The organism is Lysobacter changpingensis, from assembly GCF_017308985.1.
Taxonomy (GTDB): domain Bacteria; phylum Pseudomonadota; class Gammaproteobacteria; order Xanthomonadales; family Xanthomonadaceae; genus Lysobacter_J; species Lysobacter_J changpingensis.
In genome coordinates this window covers 363,104-378,825 of the sequence record NZ_JADWPE010000001.1, presented here as the reverse complement: position 1 = coordinate 378,825, position 15,722 = coordinate 363,104, and the positions used below count along the sequence as shown (strand labels likewise).

The window sequence follows — 15,722 nt, the reverse complement described above, 5'->3', positions numbered from 1 at the left end:
GGCGGTCTTCCCGGACACGGAGCGCCGCATGACGCGTCGCCATTTCTCGATGCTGCGCGAGTTCCACCTCGCCGACTGGTTCACGCTGGCCAACGCCTTCTGCGGCACCGGCGCGATCTTCGCGGCGATGCGCTTCCTGCAGGACGGCGTGGTGCGCGATCTGCTCATCGGCATGGCGCTGATCCCGCTGGCCTTCGTCTTCGACGCGCTCGACGGCCGCGTCGCCCGCTGGCGCAAGTCGGCCTCCACGCTGGGGCGCGAACTGGATTCGCTGGCCGATGTCATCTCCTTCGGCGTGGCGCCCGCCGCGCTGGCCTACGCCTGCGGCCTGCAGGGCGGATGGGACTGGATCGTGCTGAGCTACTTCGTCGGCTGTGGCGTGAGCCGACTGGCGCGCTACAACGTCACCGCCGAAGCGCTCTCGGGCGGCGACGACAAGGTGAAGTATTTCGAAGGCACGCCGATCCCGACGAGCCTGGTGCTGGTGATCGTGCTGGCGATCGCCGCCTCGCAGGGCGCCATCGGCGCGAACCTGTGGCTGGGCATGGTGCAGCTGGGGCCGTGGCAGTTCCATCCGCTGGTGCTGATGTTCGCGCTTTCCGGCTCGCTGATGATCAGCAAGACGCTGCGCATCCCCAAGCCCTGAATCCGGCCGCCGCCTCGTCGCGGCGGCGAAACACCGCGTTGGTACCATGACCGCCTTCCCCGACGGTGGCGATGGCGATGCAGGGCGTGGACGACTTCGAAGCGTGGAACCGGCGGTACTGGAACGCCTGGGGTGATGCGCTGCGCGCGACGCAGCCGGCGGCTCCGGCCATGCCGGGCTGGAACGAAGCGGTGGACTGGTGGTCGCAGCTCGCGCGCGGCGGCATGCCGCAGGGCGATGAGGCGGTGTCGCGCTTCAATGCGCAGGCGCAGGGCTGGTTCGGGCAGATGCAGCAGCTGGCGGCGCAGTTCGCCGGGCGGCCCGCCAGCGCCGGCGACATCGCATCGGCGTGGAAGCAGGCGCTGGGCGGCGAGGGCGCGAATCCGTTCGCGCAGGTGTTCGCGAACATGCCCGGCAGCGCGCAGACCGATCCATCGAAATGGTTCGAAACCTTCGCGCCGTGGCTGCAATCGATGCAGCGCGAAGGACGCTCGTGGCTGGACCTGCCCGCGTTCGGTTTCGCGCGCGAACACCAGGAACGCTGGCAGCAGCTCGCGCAGGCGCAACTCGAGCTGCAGGAGCAGAGCCAGGCCTACCAGGCGTTGCTGGCCGAAGCCGGGCAGGACGCGTTCGCGCGCTTCGAACGCAAGCTGGAGGAACGCAGCGCGCCCGGCAAGCAACTCGATTCGGTGCGCGCGCTGTTCGACCTGTGGATCGATGCGGCGGAGGAAAGCTACGCCGAGATCGCGCTGTCGCCGCGCTTCCGCGATGCATACGCCGCGCTGGTCAACGCGCAGATGACGCTGCGCGGGCGCATGCAGAAGGAAGTGGAACAGATCAGCACGCAGTTCGGCATGCCGACGCGCACGGAAGTGGATGCGGCGCATCGCAAGATCGTGGCGCTCGAACGCGAACTGCGGCGGCTTCGCGATGCGCTGGATGGGTTGTCGCGGCCGGAGTCGCGCGAAACGCACGTGCGGGAAGCGTCGCCGCCAGTGGGAACGAAGAAGGCCGCGACGAAGAAAGCCGCAACGAAATCGACGACGAAACCCGCGAAACCGGCATCGCCCCGCAAGCCGGGGAGGGCGCGCTGATGGACGCCTTCGGACCGCTGGGCTTCACGCCCGATTCGCTCGCGCAGGAATCGCTGCGCCTGCAGGCCAAGTTGCGCGCCGGGTTCGACACGCTGCACCAGGTGCACGACGTCGACTACGGCGCGACCGCGCGCGAGGAAGTCTGGCGCGACGGCAAGGTCGTGCTGTACCGCTTCCGCGGCAACACGCTGCCCCACGGACGCGCGCCGACCGCGCGCGTGCCGCTGCTGATCGTCTACGCACTGGTCAATCGCCCCTACATGGTCGACCTGCAGGACGACAAGTCGATCGTGCGCGGCCTGCTGGAACGCGGCGAGGACGTGTACGTGCTCGACTGGGGCTATCCCGACCGTTCCGACCGTTACCTCGAACTGGAGGACTACATCCAGCGTTACATCGGCGGCGCGGTGGACCATCTTCGTCGCGAATACCGCATGGATGCGGTCAACGTGCTCGGCATCTGCCAGGGCGGCGCGTTCTCGCTGTGCTTCGCGGCGCTGAACCCGCGCAAGGTGCGGAACCTCGTCACGATGGTGACGCCGGTGGATTTCCACACCAGCGACAACATGCTCGGCAACTGGACGCGCGGACTCGACGTGGACCTGTTCGTCGATACGCTCGGCAACGTGCCGGCGGACGTCATGAACTGGTGCTACCTGACGCTCAAGCCGTGGCGGCTGTTCGTGCAGAAATACGTGGGCATGGTGGACGTGCTGGACGATCCGAAAGCGCTGGAGGATTTCCTGCGCATGGAGAAATGGATCTTCGATTCGCCCGACCAGGCCGGCGAGGCGTTCCGCCAGTTCGTGAAGCAGTTCTACCAGGGCAACGGCTTCATCGAGGGCGGCATCGAGATCGGCGACCGCGCGGTGGACCTGCGCAGCATCGACATGCCGATCCTGAACATCTACGCCGAACAGGACCACCTCGTGCCGCCTGCGTCGTCGAAGGCGCTCGCGGGGCTCACCGGGAGCGACGACTACAGCGAACTGTCGTTCCGTGGCGGGCACATCGGCATCTACGTGTCCAGCCGCGCGCAGCGCGAGGTGCCGCAGGCGATCCACGATTGGCTGGCGCAGCGGGCCCGCTAGCGCTCGTCCGTCCTGAGCGCGAAGGACCGGGTTCGCGGTATCCGGTTGCCACCCCGGGTTCGCCGGAATGACGGTTCGAGCGTTCGGCGTGACGAACATCCCATCCGCGCACGCGACCTCGCGACATCCACGCACCGCATGGCACACTCGGCGCGATCCAGAAGGACGCGACCGTGACCCGAATCCTCCTCATCGCCTGCCTGGCGCTGCTCGGCGCCTGCGCCTCCCATCCCGCCGCACCGGAAGTGCCGGCCGCCGTCGTCAGCGATTCCGCGAAGTGGGAGCCCGACATCGTCGCGTTCGAGCAGGCCGACAGCGTGGTGCGGCGCATGCCCGGCGCGGTGCTGTTCGTGGGCTCCTCGTCGATCCGGTTGTGGGATTCGATGGCCGGGGACTTCCCCGGGATGGCGACGATCAACCGCGGTTTCGGCGGCTCGCGCGTGCGCGATTCGACCTACTACGCCGATCGCATCGTCGTGCCGTACCAGCCCGGCGCGATCGTGTTCTACGCCGGCGACAACGATCTGTTCGAAGGCCGCACGCCGCAGCAGGTGCGCGACGACTTCGTCGCGTTCGTCGAGAAGGTGCGCGAGACGATGCCGGAAACGCCGATCGGTTTCGTGTCGATCAAGCCCAGCCCATCGCGCGTCGCGCTGCTGCCGCAGATGCGCGAAGCCAACGCGCTCGTGCGCGAGTACGCCGAGCAGGCGCCGGGCGTGGATTACCTCGACGTATTCCTGCCCATGCTCGATGCGAAGGGCCAGCCGCGCGAGGAGTTGTTCGTGGCCGATCGCCTGCACATGAACGCCAGCGGTTACGCGATCTGGGCTGGCGTCGTGCGGCCGTGGCTGGCGGCGGTGAAGTAGGCGCATGAGCGTGCGGCGTGCCATCCGGTCAGTCGTGGTCGGCGCGTGCGTCGGCCTGGTTGCGGCACCGGCGGCCTTCGCCGAACCGCCGCCGCAGGCGCAGCGCGAGATCGAGCAACTGATCGATGCCCTCGGAAAGTCGGGCTGCGAGTTCCAGCGCAACGGCACGTGGTATCCGCCCGCGAAGGCGCAGGAACACCTGCGGCGCAAGTACGACTACCTGCGTCGGCGCGACCTGGTCGCCAGCGCCGAGCAGTTCATCGAGCGCGCGGCCACGAGCAGCAGCATGAGCGGCAAGGCGTATTCGGTGCGGTGCCCCGGGCAGCCGGTCGTGCCGTCGGCGCAATGGCTCGGCGCCCGGTTGTCGACGCTCCGTCACACGACGCCCTGACCGCCGGCGCTAGACTCGCGCGCGTCGGCAGTCCACGCCTTTGTCCGAGCACGCGCCATGAACGCCACCCGCACGCTTTCCCGTTCCCGCCACGACCGCATGGTCGCCGGCGTCCTGGGCGGCATCGCCCGGCGCTTCGGCTGGAATTCCACGCTGCTGCGCGTGCTGTACGTGCTGGGGTCGATCGCCTCGGCCGCGTTCCCCGGAATCCTGGTGTACCTGATCCTGTGGCTGCTGATCCCCGAGGGCGATTGACGCGGCGAAGTCGCGCATCGCGATGCGCTAGGCTTCGCGCATGCCGATGCCGCCAAGCCCGATGGTCCGACGAATGGCGATCGCGCTCGGCGCGGTCTGGACGCTGCCGAACACCTTGCTTGGCCTGCTGCTCGGCGCGGTCGGACTGGTGTTCGGCGCGCACGCACACTGGCGGCAGCGCGAGATGGCGCTGGTGTTCCATCGCTGGCCGTGGGGGCCGGGCGGCGCGATCACGTTCGGCAACGTGATCCTGCACACGGGCGACGATCTGGATTCGGCGTGCGTCACCTACGCGCATCGCGCCGGCCACGCCGAGGAGGCGCCTATCGTGCTGGCCGACCACGAACGCGCGCACGTCTACCAGTACCTCGCGCTCGGGCCGCTGTTCCTGCCGCTGTACCTGCTGTCCGGCGGGATCAGCGTGCGCAACCGCTTCGAGCAGGCGGCCGACCGCTACGCGAGCACGGGGCGCGGCTGGTGGCCGTGGTCGGCGTGACAGGCGTCATTCGAACGACACGAGGTGCCCGTCGTTCTTCCACGCATCGAACCCGCCGGCGAGCGGACGCACGCGCTTGAAGCCGCGCTTGTTGAGCGCGCGCGCCAGCACTGCGGCGGACGCTTCGTTCGGGCAGTCGCAGTAGACGATCACTTCCTCGCGCGGCATCAGCACGGCTTCCGGGACGGTCTGCACGAACACCGAGCCCGGTATCCAGCCGGTGAGCGCGCGCTGCGGCGCGGGGCGCACATCGAGGATCAGCGGCGGCGATTCGCCGTCCATGAGCTGGCGCAGCTCGCCCGGCGTGATCCGCGCCATGCGCAGCTGGCGCTGGAACATGCGCCGGCGCCACAGCTTCCACAGCACGAAGGCGGCGATCAGCGCCAGCACCACGGGGATGGTCATGCGGCCGAGCGTTTCGAGCCCGTCGAGCACCCCGTTCACCGCTTCATGGAAGATCGCGCCCAGCGCCACCGCGACACCGGCCCAGAGCACGGCGCCGATCCCGTCGAACAGCAGGAAACGGCCCGGCCGCGTGCCGGTTTCGCCGGCGAGCGTCGTCGCGACGGCGGCGAATCCCGGGATGAACTTGGCGACGATGAGCGACGGCGGGCCCCATCGGCCGTAGATGCCGCGGGTCATCAGCACGCACGAATCCGGCGACAGCGAAAGCCGGCACATCAGCCGCAGCAGTTTCGCGCCGAGCCGCCGTCCGCCGACGTACCAGAGCCAGTCGGCGATGATCGCGGCGAGCGCCGCGACGGCGACGATCGGCCACAGGCTCTTGCCCTGGTCGGTCGCCAGCGCGGCCGTGAGGATGATCGGCGGGTATGCCGGCACGGGGATGCCGCCCTGGTCCAGCAATACGCTGACGAAGACGACGAGCAGGCCGTAGACGGCGATGAGGTGGAGGAGGGTGTCCACGGGGGTGCGTGCGAACCCATGGCGCGCGCGGGCGATGACGCCATGGTAGGCCCGCGCGCCGGCACCGGGTAGCGCGCGACGTGCATCGCTGCGTGCCGCCGGTGCGGACTTGTGCGCGTTCAGCCGATGGCGAAGCTCGTCCGCGTCCGGCCCAGGCGCAGGCCGTTCGGACCGAAGCTTTGTTCGACGAAGGTCAGCCGCGCGTCCTCGACCAGGACGATCGAGCTGCAGCGCGTGCCGTAGCGCTCGCCGCGCACGAAGGGCGGCGACAGCAGGCGTTCCAGGTCCAGCCCGACACCGGTGTCGGGCAGCGTCGCGTCGGGCGCGGGCGTGGTGTCGGCGAGGGCGTCGAACAGCGGGGCGAGGGCGTCGTCGCCGGTCTGGCCTTCGAGCGCGGCGGGACTCGCCAGCCAGCGCTCCAGTGCCCGGCTCGCGTGCCCGCTCTTGGGCCAGGGGGCATCGAAATCGCCGTTCGACATGGCATGAAGGCCGGGCGCCACGTCGTAGGTCCGGAAGCCCGGATGGTTGCTCGCGAACGCCAGCCGCGTCCCGTCGAAGGCGAGCAGGTTGAAGCGGCCGAAGCCGGCGGCCTGCGGGGCGAGGCCGGCGAGGGCGCCGACCTGGCCGTTCCCGGACACGAACTCGCGCACCAGCGCGCCGCGGGAGCGGGGCATCGGCCCTTCGGCCGCGCCGGCGCGGACGTTGGTGACGGCCGCCAGCCGTCCGCTCGTGGACACCATCAGCCAGCTGCCGCCGGCAAGCAGGTCGCGCCCGCCGTACAGCGCCGGGTCGACCGGGTCCGTGGCGGCGGGCGAGGCCGGCCGGTCATGGGCTTCGTCGCGGTTGGCGATCAGCGCCAGCCGGTAGCGGGGATGCGTATTCCACGAAAGGGCAATCAGGCACATGCGGATGTATTGGCAGGGGGAATGGAAGTTGCGTTCAGCTGAGCCGGCTGAGTCAGTGTAGGGATAGTCCTACAAAGCGCCGCAGACCCCGCTGACTGCGGCGCCCGGGAAAGCTTGGCAGCCTATGAATCCTGTCCCCGCCCGTCCAATCCGGACGTTCCCCCAGCCGGGAGGAAGCCCCCGATGTACCGCGTCGAACTATCGCGCCACGACGGCGGCGTTCTGCACCAGCAGATCGCCGAAGCCTGCGCCGATTACGCCAGCGCCGAAGCCGCGCTTGCCGCGGTGTTGCCGAAGGCAAAGCGGTGCGCGGAGAAAAGCCGGCAGGCACTGTGGCTGCGCATCTACGATGAGCGCTCGCGCGTGGTGTTCGGTACGCTGCTGCCCTGACCTCGCGCCGGAGGGCGTCATGGGCAAGAAACAGTTCGAGGCTTCCATCGCGCAGGGTGGGCATCGGCGACTCGCGCAGATGATCGGCGAATGGGAAGGCACTTTCCGGCTCTGGTTCCAGCCCGATCATCTCGCCTGTGAAGCGCCGCAGCGCGGCACCGTCCGCGGCATCCTCGACGGCCGCTTCCTGATCCACGAATACCGCACGCGTTACCGCGACGATCCCATCGAAGGCGTTGCCATCTACGGCCTGCACCTGGCCGAAAACGCCTACGAATCGGCCTGGGTCGAAAGCTTCGGCACCGGCACCAGCATCATGTTCTCCGCCGGCCCGGCCACGTCGGATCACTTCAACGTGCTGGGCAGCTACGGCGACGGAAAAGGCGGCCCGCGCTGGGACTGGCGCACCGAAATCGAACAGCCCGACCCGGACCAGCTCATCATCACGATGACCAACATCTCCCCGCAGGGCGAGTCGGCGAAGGCGGTGGAGGTGCGGTATCGGCGTGTGGCGAATGCGGGGTTGTAGTTGCGCCAGGTCTCACGGTGACGCGCCGTTCGCCCTGAATCGGATCAACCGCCCACCGACCTGGTGCGCAAGGCGATCCCGCTGGCAACGATGGCGAACGACTCCGCATCGATGCGATCGACGGCAGCGCCATCGCTCAGGTGATACGAACGCATCCCTTCCACGACCCGCCGCTCACCCGAACCGCGCGCCTCGATCAACGTTCGACGCACGTGGATCGTGTACCTGTTGCCGTCATCGTCGTAGGCGCTGAAGGTTGCCGCGTCGTGCCAGTAGACGATGCCTTCTTCCGTCGCGAGACGATGAACGAAGCGGTCGTCGTGTTCCCTGTACTGGGTGGCGTATTCGCGCGGCTCGTGGTGGCCGAGATACGTCGTTTTCGTCCCTTGAAAGCGATGCTCTTTCAGGATTGTTTCCAGGATCTCCGGCGCATTGACCTGCTGGAAGATGCGGCTGTTGTGGCGCAGTGCCAGGCGCGCGAGCGGTGATTCGACGACCGCCCTGTAGCGGGTCAGCCGGAAGCCGGTCTCGCACTGCTCGAACGCGGTGCAGACGCCGTGCACCGTGCGCATCGGCTCACCGTCGCGCTCGATGGTGAACACCGCTTCGCGATCCAGCAATTCCGCCGTATCGATCGCGTCATCGATGCTGGAAAGATCAAGCTCCAGCCGGAGCGATTGCGAAACACCTTCGGTCAGCTCGAAACGGACCACATCCAGAGCCGGCCCTTCGCCCAACGCGAAGGAGAAGGCCACATCCGATTTCATACTTCTTGTCCCTGAAGTGAAAGCGAATGTCCTTTAAGCCATGCGAGATACTCGATCGCAATCGGAAGAAGTCGCGGGTTGGTTCATGCCCGTGGCGCGTGCCTGCGGCGAGCGGCACTTCGGCGGTGCCAGGATGGCAAGTGGCCGGACAAAACAAAAAAGGCCAGACCGCGAGGCCTGACCTTTTTTCTATGGTGCCGGAAGTGGGACTCGAACCCACACGCTTTTAAGGGCGGCGGATTTTGAGTCCGCTGCGTCTACCGATTCCGCCATTCCGGCGCGGCCGTGCAGTATAGCCGAGGGGCGGGCTGGCGGCAGGGGTCAGAGGCCCAGGCCGCCGTAGCGGGCCATGGCGGCGGCGAAGACGAAGATCGCGGCGAGCAGGACCAGTTCGAAGCGGACGATGCCGCGCATGCGGGCGACTTCGGACGCATCGGGCAGGAAGATCGGGTTCGCCGCCAGCGCCTTGCGCCAGCGCAGGAAGCGCATCGTCGGCAGGATCGAGAGCAGGCCGACCAGCACGAACGCGCCCATCTTGGCGTGGAACCACGGGTTGTGCAGGTAGAAGTCGTGGCCCTTGACGCCGTAGACAACGCGCGCGATGCCAACCGCGATGAGGGCCATCGCGCAGATGCCGTAGCCCATGTCGAGGCCGGTCAGGCGCTGGAGCGTCTGGCGGTCGAGGGCGCCGCGCAGGAGCACGGATTCGGCCACCAGCATCGCGGCCAGTCCGAAGACGAGGAGATGGTGCAGGGAAGCGAGGAGGAAGTCGGTCAGCACGTGCGCGCTCCAGGCGGAGAAAGCGCCAAAACTAAGCCGGCCGCGCGCCGCGGCCAAGGTGCCGGAGGTCAGTCATTCGATGAACCGCGACGGGTGCCCGCCGCGATCAGGCCGCTTCGTCGGTGCGCAGCGCCTTGGACACGCGCGAGAACCACTCGCCCTGGTCAGGAACGAAGGTCGCGCAGGCTTCCATCGGCGCCTTGTAGATGTGCAGCGAGACGGCCACCGCGTCGGTGCTGGCGTTGCGGATCGTGTGGTACTCGTGCGGCGGGATCAGGCTGCCGGCGCTGCCGGGGCCGGCGTGCATGCCGCCTGCGGCCCGGAAGCGGAAGCGGTCGCCGGCGCGCTCGAGCAGTTCGTACTGGGTGATTTCCAGCTCGCCGTCCCATACGCCTTCCACGCACCACAGGCCGCAGTGGTCGTGCACCGGCGTGCCCTGGCCGGGCCCCCAGGTCATCGCGACCACGCTGTAGCCGTGTTCCGGGCTGCGGTAGAGCTCGCGGCGCGCGTAGTGGTCGGCGATGGGCTGGTGGACGCAGGCGGGCAACTGCACGTCGCGGTCGCGGATCATGCCGCACAGCGTGCTGCGCAGGGCCGCGGTGACCGCGTGTTCATCGCCGGCACCGACGGCGGCGTCGATGGCGGCGACCAGCTTTTCGTGGCCGGGGAAGGCGATTTCGGGCAGCGCGGCGGTGGCGTTCATGCCGCGATTCTACCGCGCGGCTCCGAACTCATTTCTTGCGTTGCATCAATCCGCGGCGTTACGCGGGTTTAACGCAACGAATCGAGGAAATCCGCGACCGCCGGCCCGAAGCGCGCGATGTCCACCAGGAACGCGTCGTGCCCCTGCGGCGAGGGAAGCGGCAGGAACGTGGCGTCCGCGCCGCCCGCACGCAGGCCTTCGGCGATTTCCTCCTGCTGCTGCAGGGGGAAGAGGATGTCGGTGTGCACGCCGATCGCCAGCGCCTTCTCCACGCGGATGCTCGCCAGCCCTGCGCGCGTGTCGGCCTCGCCGTTCTGGCGCGACGCGCAGTACTCGCCGATGTCGAACCAGTCCATCGACCGGCTGAGATAGAGGTAGCAGTTGGGATCGAACCGGCGCACGAAGCGGCGCGCGTGGCCTTCCAGGTAGCTTTCGACTTCGAACTCCAGGCCGAAGGGATCCTCGTCGGCGCGGTCCGAGTCCAGCCGCACGCGACCGAACCGGCCGTCCCATTCCAGTGCCGAGCGATAGGTGATCACGCCCAGCTTGCGCGCCATGCGCATGCCCGATTCGGGGTAGTGCGCGTCGTCGTAGCGGCCGTGGTTCCAGTTCGGATCGAGCCGGATCGCCTCGCGCTGCAGCGAGCGGATCGCGATGGAGAACGGCAGCGCCTTCGCCGCGCCGGAGATGTTGATGTGGGTGCGCGCCAGTCCCGGGTGTCGCAGCAGGAACGCCAGCGCCGTCATGCCGCCCATCGAGTTGCCGATCAGGCAGGCGAGGCGATCGATGCCGAGTCCACGCACGAGATGCGCGGACGCGTCAGCGCCGTCCTCCACCGAAAGGTCCGGGAAATCCAGCCGGTACAACTCCCCCGTGCGGGGATCGATCGACGCCGGACCGGTCGAACCCTTGCAGCTGCCCAGCGAGTTCACGCAGATCACGAACCAGCGATCGGTGTCGATGGGCTTGCCGGGACCGAGCATCGCCTCCCACCAGCCCGGTTCCGGATTCCCGTCGTTGCTCGCGGCGTGCGCGTCGGGCGAGAGGCCGGTGACGATCAGTACGGCGTTGTCGCGCGCGTCGTTGAGCGTGCCCCAGGTTTCGTACGCGACGCGGGCGCCGTGCAGTTCGCCGCCGCGCTTCATCGCAAAGGGGGAGGGGAGATCGAACCAGCGGGTGCCGGGCGGGATGAATTCGGTCATGGGGCAAGCTTACCGAGCGCGATGGGCCGAGGGCATTACCGTTGCGCTTGCGGGCATGTCGGAAAATCCGCTTACCGGCGTCGGAAACATGCCGCCGGGAGTCCGCCCGCGAGCGTCACGGGCGAACGCTGTCGATCACCAGTTCGACCACGCCCGACTTGTCCGACACCCGCGCCTTCGCTTCCAGGTCGCCCGGCTGAGGCGTGGCATCGCCGCTGGCGGAAATGCGTGCCAGCACGTCGACCTTGTCGAGCTGCGACAACTTCATCGTCGGCATCGGGCTGTCGGCGTCGTCGAGCACGACCTCGCGCGGGAATTCCTGCGCCGGCAGCTTCTCGACCGCGACCGGCATCGGCGGGCCGCCGGCCTGGCGCGCGATCACGAACAGGCTCGCGTTCGCGGGCACCTTCGCAGCGAGTTCCGGCGCCACGGTGACCCTCACCTTCAGCCCGGCCGTTGAAGGCGTCGCGGCTGCGGCCTGCGGCAGCGGCGGCAATCCGGCCTCGGCGCGTGCCGCGTCGATCTGCGCGCGCAGCGGCACGGCCGCGGCGGCATCGACGATGGTCAGCAACGGCTCCCACGTACGCGCGGCTTCCGCCGGCTGCGCGGCCTGACGCTGGGCGATGCCGAGGAACCAGCGCGCACGCTGGTGCATGGGCTGCAGTTCGATCGCGCGGCGGAGCATGGCCACGCCTTCCGCGTCGAAGCGGCGTTCCGGGGCGGCGAGGGCACGCATCTCGGCGGCTTCGGCGAGCAGGTCCGGATCGTCCGGCGCGAGCTTGATCGCGCGCCCGAGCGCGTCGGCGGCCTTCGCGCTGTCGCCCTGCGCGATGTACGCGCGGCCGAGCAGGCGCCAGCCTTCGACCTGGTTCGGGTCGCGCTGCAGCTCGGCTTCGAGCTTGGCGATGGCGTCCTCCAGCGTCCTGGGCATCTCGCGCTGCGCGTCGTCCAGCGCGGCGGGCGTGCCGATGGCGACGTAGGCCAGCGCGGTGGCGAACGTCAGTCCGGCGATCACGGCGATGCCGGCCATGCGCCGCGTGCGCCACAGCGGACGCAGCACGTAGGTCAGCGTCAGCACGGCCAGCACGAGGCCGGCGATCACGAAACCCCAGCTTGCACCGCTCATTACCACTCCTGCTCTTCGTTGCGCTCGTCCGCCGCCGATGCGGACGGACGCGGTCGGCGTCGCAGCACGCTGGCGACGATCACGCCGCCGGCCAGCAGCACCAGCGCCGGGCCGAACCACAGCAACCATGTCCTGCTTTCGACCTGCGGGCGGTACAGCACGAATTCGCCGTAGCGCGCGACGAGGAAATCCTTGATCTCCGCGTCGGACCTGCCCTCGCGCATGAGTTCCAGCACTTCGCGGCGAAGATCCACCGCGATCTGCGCGTTGGAATCGGCCAGCGACTGGTTCTGGCACATCACGCAGCGCAGTTCGCTCACCAGCGCGTGGAAGCGCTTTTCCTCGGCCGTGTCGTTGAACGTCAGCGGCGTGGCGTCGGTGGCGACCTGCGCGAACACGCAGGCACTCGACAGCATCAGCGCGAAGGCCAGCAACACGGCGCGCATCACAGCGGCCGGTCCTTGCCGGACTGCGCGTCGATCTGCGCGAGCTTGGGCAGCAGTTCGCGCTCGATCACCGCGTCGGTGAGCGGGCCGACGTACTTCCAGCGGATCGTGCCGCCGGCGTCGACGAGGAAGGTTTCCGGCGCGCCGTAGATGCCCCAGTCGATCGCGGCCTTGCCGTCGTAGTCGGTGAGGACCATGAGGTACGGATTGCCGAACTGTTCCAGCCAGCGCAGCGCGTCGGCGTGTTCGTCCTTCCAGTTGAAGCCGATCACGCGCACGCGCTTGGTCTCGGCGAAACGCGTGAGCACCGGATGCTCGTCGCGACAGGCCGGGCACCAGCTGCCCCACACGTTCAACAGGTACGGTGCGCCGCGCAGGTCCCGGTCGGTGACCAGGCGCCCCGGTTCGTGCAGCACCGGCAGGCTGAACGCCGGCGCCGGCTTGCCGATCAGCGGCGAGGGCAGGGCGTCGCGATTGGGATTGCGGCTGAGCATCACGCCGGCGAAAAGCAGCACGCCGAGTGCGGCGACGACGATCAACGGGAGCCAGCGGGCCTTGTTCACGCATCGTCTCCATCGTTGTCGAAACTGGCATCGGGGCCGCCGGCGTTACGCTTGTGCCATTCGTGTTCCCAGAACGCCGAACCATCCGCGGCGGCAAGTGGCGTGGCCGCCGGTTGGAGCACCGGTTCTTTCGCTGCGACGGCGCGCGCGCGGAAACGCCGATCTGTCGCCGTCACGAACCCGCCCAGCATCATCAGCAGCGCGCCGGCCCAGATCCAGCGCACGAACGGCTTGATGTGCACGCGCAGCGCCCACGCATCGTTGCCGAGTGGCTCGCCCAGCGCGACGTAGAGGTCACGCGTGACGCCGCGCGCGATGGCGGCTTCGGTCATTACCTGGCCGCCGCTCGCGTAGGCGCGCTTTTCGGGATGCATGACGGTAAGCGGTCGGCCGTTCTCGAAGACGGTGACGGTGCCGCGGTCGGCTTCGTAGTTCGGTCCCTGCGAATGCGTTGCGCCGTCGAAGCGGAAGGAATAGCGGCCCAGTTCGACCGTTTGCCCCGGCGCGACGGCGAGCTCGCGCTGCGTGGTGAGGCCTTCGGTCAGCAGCGCGCCGACCAGGAACACGGCGACGCCGAAATGCGCCAGCGTCATGCCGAGCATTTCCGCGGTGAAGCGCTGGCCCGTGGTCTGGCTGCGCACGCGCGTCCACACGAAACGCGCGGTGCCGAACAGCACCCACGCCGCGCCGAGCACGCCGGCGGCGACCTTCACCGGTCCCTGCGGCGCCATGAAATACGCGATGACGGCGAGGGCGATCGCGAGCCCCGCCCACGGCAACAGCATCGCCAGCGGCTTCGAGACCTGCTCGCGCTGCCAGCGGGTGATCGGGCCGAACGGCAGCAGCAGCACCAGCGGCGCCATCAGCAGCACGAACATCAGCGCGAAATATGGTGGGCCGACGGAAATCTTGCCCAGTTCCAGCGCATCGGCGAGCAGCGGATACAGCGTGCCCAGCAGCACCATCGCGCACGCGGTGGACAGCAGCAGGTTGTTGGCCAGCAGCAGCGTTTCGCGCGAGAACAGTTCGAACGGTTTGCCGGCGTCGTCCGACGACGGCGCCTTCAACGCGTACAGCAGGAGCGACCCGCCGACGACGATGCCGAGGAAGATCAGGATGAACAGTCCGCGCGCCGGATCGGCCGCGAACGCATGGACGCTGGTCAGCACGCCCGAACGCACCAGGAACGTGCCCAGCAGCGACAGCGAGAACGTGGCGATGGCGAGCAGCAGCGTCCAGCCGCGGAAGCTGCCGCGTTTTTCGGTCACCGCCTGCGAATGCAGCAGCGCGGCGCCGGCGAGCCACGGCATGAAGCTCGCGTTCTCGACCGGATCCCAGAACCACCAGCCGCCCCAGCCGAGCTCGTAATACGCCCACCACGAACCCAGCGCGATGCCGAGCGTCAGGAACGCCCAGGCGACGTTCGTCCACGGACGCGTCCAGCGCAGCCAGCGTGCGTCGATCTTTCCGTCGAGCAGCGCGGCGATCGCGAACGCGAACGGCACCGCGAAGCCCACGTAACCCAGGTACAGCATCGGCGGATGGATGATCATCCCCGGGTCCTGCAGCAGCGGGTTGAGATCGCGACCTTCGGCGGCGGCGGGCAGCAGGCGCAGGAACGGGTTGCTGGTGAAGATCAGGAACGCGAGGAAGCCCGCGCTCACCAGGCCCATGACGCCGAGCACGCGTGCGATGACCGGTTCCGGAAGGCTGCGCGAGAAGCGCGCGACCGCTCCGGTCCAGGCCGCCAGAATGAGCGCCCACAGCAGCAGCGAGCCTTCGTGCGCGCCCCACACCGCGGTGTAGCGGTACATCAGCGGCAGCAGGGAGTTGCTGTTCTCGGCGACGTAGCGCAGCGAGAAGTCCTGCGTCACGAAGCCGTGCGTGAGGATCAGGAATGCCAGCGCGACCAGCGCGAGCTGCGCGTAGGCCGCCGGCCGCGCGATCGCCATCCACGGCGCGACGCCGCGCTGCGCGCCGGCCAGCGGCATCGCCGCCTGCAGCACCGACACCAGCAGCGCGAGGATCAGCGCGACCTGCCCGATTTCGCCCAGCACTTACTTGGCTTCCTGCGAGGTGGGCGCCGCGCCGCCGGGCGCCGCGACGTCGTGCTTCCTGTGCGCCATGCCCATCTTGTCGGCGACTTCCTTCGGCATGTAGTTCTCGTCGTGCTTGGCGAGGATTTCCTCGGCCACGAACACCTCGCCCTGCATGCGGCCGGTCGCGACGACGGCCTGCTTCTCGCGGAACAGGTCCGGGAGGATGCCGGTGTATTTCACCGGCATCTGCGCATCGCCGTCGGTCACGCGGAAGGTGGCGTCCAGCGAACCGGGTGCGCGCTGGAACGAATCGGCGGCGACCATGCCGCCCAGGCGGAAGCGTGCCTGCCCGCCGGCTTCGCCGCGCAGCACTTCGCTGGGCGTGTAGAGGTAGGCGATGTTGCGCTGCAGGGCCATCGCGACCAGCGCGGTGGCGATGCCGGCGGCCACGACCAGGGCGATGACCCAGAGCAGGCGGCGGCGACGGACGGGATTCATGCGGAAAGCAC

19 protein-coding genes, 1 tRNA gene and 1 pseudogene are annotated in these 15,722 nt (G+C 68.7%); 9 read left to right on the top strand and 12 right to left on the bottom strand.

Annotation, left to right across the window (positions count from 1 at the left end; all coding sequences use genetic code 11):
* Positions 1 to 28 precede the first annotated feature (28 nt).
* The 7 genes from I4U41_RS01600 to I4U41_RS01570 all read left to right on the top strand — a co-directional run bounded on the left by I4U41_RS01600 (position 29) and on the right by I4U41_RS01570 (position 4,839).
* On the top strand, positions 29 to 646 hold the full coding sequence (locus tag I4U41_RS01600; RefSeq protein WP_206859122.1) for a CDP-alcohol phosphatidyltransferase family protein: 618 nt from the start codon (positions 29 to 31) through the stop codon (positions 644 to 646).
* A 71-nt stretch (positions 647 to 717) separates the two neighbouring features.
* A complete protein-coding gene (phaE, locus tag I4U41_RS01595; RefSeq protein WP_206859120.1) occupies positions 718 to 1,740 on the top strand; it encodes a class III poly(R)-hydroxyalkanoic acid synthase subunit PhaE in 1,023 nt (340 codons plus the stop codon).
* Positions 1,740 to 2,831, top strand: coding sequence for a class III poly(R)-hydroxyalkanoic acid synthase subunit PhaC (locus tag I4U41_RS01590; protein ID WP_206859118.1), 1,092 nt, complete (start codon positions 1,740 to 1,742; stop codon positions 2,829 to 2,831). Before phaE ends, I4U41_RS01590 begins: the two co-directional genes overlap by 1 nt.
* A 173-nt stretch (positions 2,832 to 3,004) precedes the next feature.
* Complete coding sequence (locus I4U41_RS01585; RefSeq protein ID WP_320415125.1) at positions 3,005 to 3,697, top strand: SGNH/GDSL hydrolase family protein; 693 nt, start codon at positions 3,005 to 3,007, stop codon at positions 3,695 to 3,697.
* Positions 3,698 to 3,701: 4 nt separating this feature from the next.
* Positions 3,702 to 4,088, top strand: a complete 387-nt coding sequence (locus I4U41_RS01580; protein WP_206859117.1) for a YfeK family protein — start codon at positions 3,702 to 3,704, stop codon at positions 4,086 to 4,088.
* 57 nt (positions 4,089 to 4,145) lie between these two features.
* Positions 4,146 to 4,343 (top strand): PspC domain-containing protein, encoded by a 198-nt coding sequence (locus I4U41_RS01575; RefSeq protein ID WP_206859115.1) that lies wholly within the window; start codon positions 4,146 to 4,148, stop codon positions 4,341 to 4,343.
* A 73-nt stretch (positions 4,344 to 4,416) separates the two neighbouring features.
* Positions 4,417 to 4,839 (top strand): hypothetical protein, encoded by a 423-nt coding sequence (locus tag I4U41_RS01570; RefSeq protein ID WP_425492449.1) that lies wholly within the window; start codon positions 4,417 to 4,419, stop codon positions 4,837 to 4,839.
* Between the two features lie 6 nt (positions 4,840 to 4,845).
* Here I4U41_RS01570 and I4U41_RS01565 read toward each other — a convergent pair whose 3' ends face one another.
* Together I4U41_RS01565 and I4U41_RS01560 are read right to left on the bottom strand one after the other, a co-directional pair.
* Positions 4,846 to 5,763, bottom strand: coding sequence for a rhodanese-like domain-containing protein (locus I4U41_RS01565; protein ID WP_206859114.1), 918 nt, complete (start codon positions 5,761 to 5,763; stop codon positions 4,846 to 4,848).
* 119 nt (positions 5,764 to 5,882) lie between these two features.
* On the bottom strand, positions 5,883 to 6,668 hold the full coding sequence (locus I4U41_RS01560; RefSeq protein WP_206859113.1) for an NRDE family protein: 786 nt from the start codon (positions 6,666 to 6,668) through the stop codon (positions 5,883 to 5,885).
* Positions 6,669 to 6,851: 183 nt separating this feature from the next.
* Here I4U41_RS01560 and I4U41_RS01555 point away from each other — a divergent pair, with 183 nt between their 5' ends.
* Both I4U41_RS01555 and I4U41_RS01550 read left to right on the top strand, forming a co-directional pair.
* Positions 6,852 to 7,058: a hypothetical protein gene (locus I4U41_RS01555; RefSeq protein WP_206859111.1), complete on the top strand. Its 207-nt coding sequence runs from the start codon at positions 6,852 to 6,854 to the stop codon at positions 7,056 to 7,058.
* Between the two features lie 19 nt (positions 7,059 to 7,077).
* Positions 7,078 to 7,587 (top strand): DUF1579 domain-containing protein, encoded by a 510-nt coding sequence (locus I4U41_RS01550; RefSeq protein ID WP_206859110.1) that lies wholly within the window; start codon positions 7,078 to 7,080, stop codon positions 7,585 to 7,587.
* A gap of 44 nt (positions 7,588 to 7,631) precedes the next feature.
* On the opposite strand, the gene I4U41_RS01545 is transcribed toward I4U41_RS01550, so the two are convergent.
* From I4U41_RS01545 to ccmE, 10 genes and pseudogenes are all read right to left on the bottom strand, one after another.
* Positions 7,632 to 8,354, bottom strand: a complete 723-nt coding sequence (locus tag I4U41_RS01545) for a contractile injection system protein, VgrG/Pvc8 family (RefSeq protein ID WP_206859109.1) — start codon at positions 8,352 to 8,354, stop codon at positions 7,632 to 7,634.
* 192 nt (positions 8,355 to 8,546) lie between these two features.
* Positions 8,547 to 8,633 (bottom strand) — tRNA-Leu (locus I4U41_RS01540).
* Between the two features lie 42 nt (positions 8,634 to 8,675).
* Positions 8,676 to 9,134, bottom strand: coding sequence for a DUF2214 family protein (locus tag I4U41_RS01535; protein ID WP_206859108.1), 459 nt, complete (start codon positions 9,132 to 9,134; stop codon positions 8,676 to 8,678).
* Between the two features lie 106 nt (positions 9,135 to 9,240).
* Positions 9,241 to 9,837 carry a cysteine dioxygenase family protein gene (locus I4U41_RS01530; protein ID WP_206859107.1) on the bottom strand — a complete coding sequence of 199 codons (597 nt, stop codon included), beginning with the start codon at positions 9,835 to 9,837 and terminating at the stop codon, positions 9,241 to 9,243.
* A gap of 68 nt (positions 9,838 to 9,905) precedes the next feature.
* The gene (metX, locus tag I4U41_RS01525) at positions 9,906 to 11,039 is read right to left on the bottom strand and encodes a homoserine O-acetyltransferase MetX (protein WP_206859106.1); all 1,134 of its coding nucleotides are present in this window, start codon (positions 11,037 to 11,039) and stop codon (positions 9,906 to 9,908) included.
* Positions 11,040 to 11,154: 115 nt separating this feature from the next.
* Positions 11,155 to 12,165 carry a tetratricopeptide repeat protein gene (locus I4U41_RS01520; RefSeq protein ID WP_242524941.1) on the bottom strand — a complete coding sequence of 337 codons (1,011 nt, stop codon included), beginning with the start codon at positions 12,163 to 12,165 and terminating at the stop codon, positions 11,155 to 11,157.
* Positions 12,165 to 12,614 (bottom strand): cytochrome c-type biogenesis protein, encoded by a 450-nt coding sequence (locus tag I4U41_RS01515; RefSeq protein WP_425492448.1) that lies wholly within the window; start codon positions 12,612 to 12,614, stop codon positions 12,165 to 12,167. The genes I4U41_RS01520 and I4U41_RS01515 overlap by 1 nt, the downstream gene beginning before the upstream one ends.
* Positions 12,611 to 13,105, bottom strand: coding sequence for a DsbE family thiol:disulfide interchange protein (locus tag I4U41_RS01510; protein ID WP_242524958.1), 495 nt, complete (start codon positions 13,103 to 13,105; stop codon positions 12,611 to 12,613). The genes I4U41_RS01515 and I4U41_RS01510 overlap by 4 nt, the downstream gene beginning before the upstream one ends.
* Before the next feature lie 218 nt (positions 13,106 to 13,323).
* Positions 13,324 to 15,231, bottom strand: a pseudogene (locus tag I4U41_RS01505) (heme lyase CcmF/NrfE family subunit); the annotation flags it as partial.
* Positions 15,232 to 15,711, bottom strand: coding sequence for a cytochrome c maturation protein CcmE (gene ccmE / locus I4U41_RS01500; RefSeq protein ID WP_206859095.1), 480 nt, complete (start codon positions 15,709 to 15,711; stop codon positions 15,232 to 15,234).
* Positions 15,712 to 15,722 lie beyond the last annotated feature (11 nt).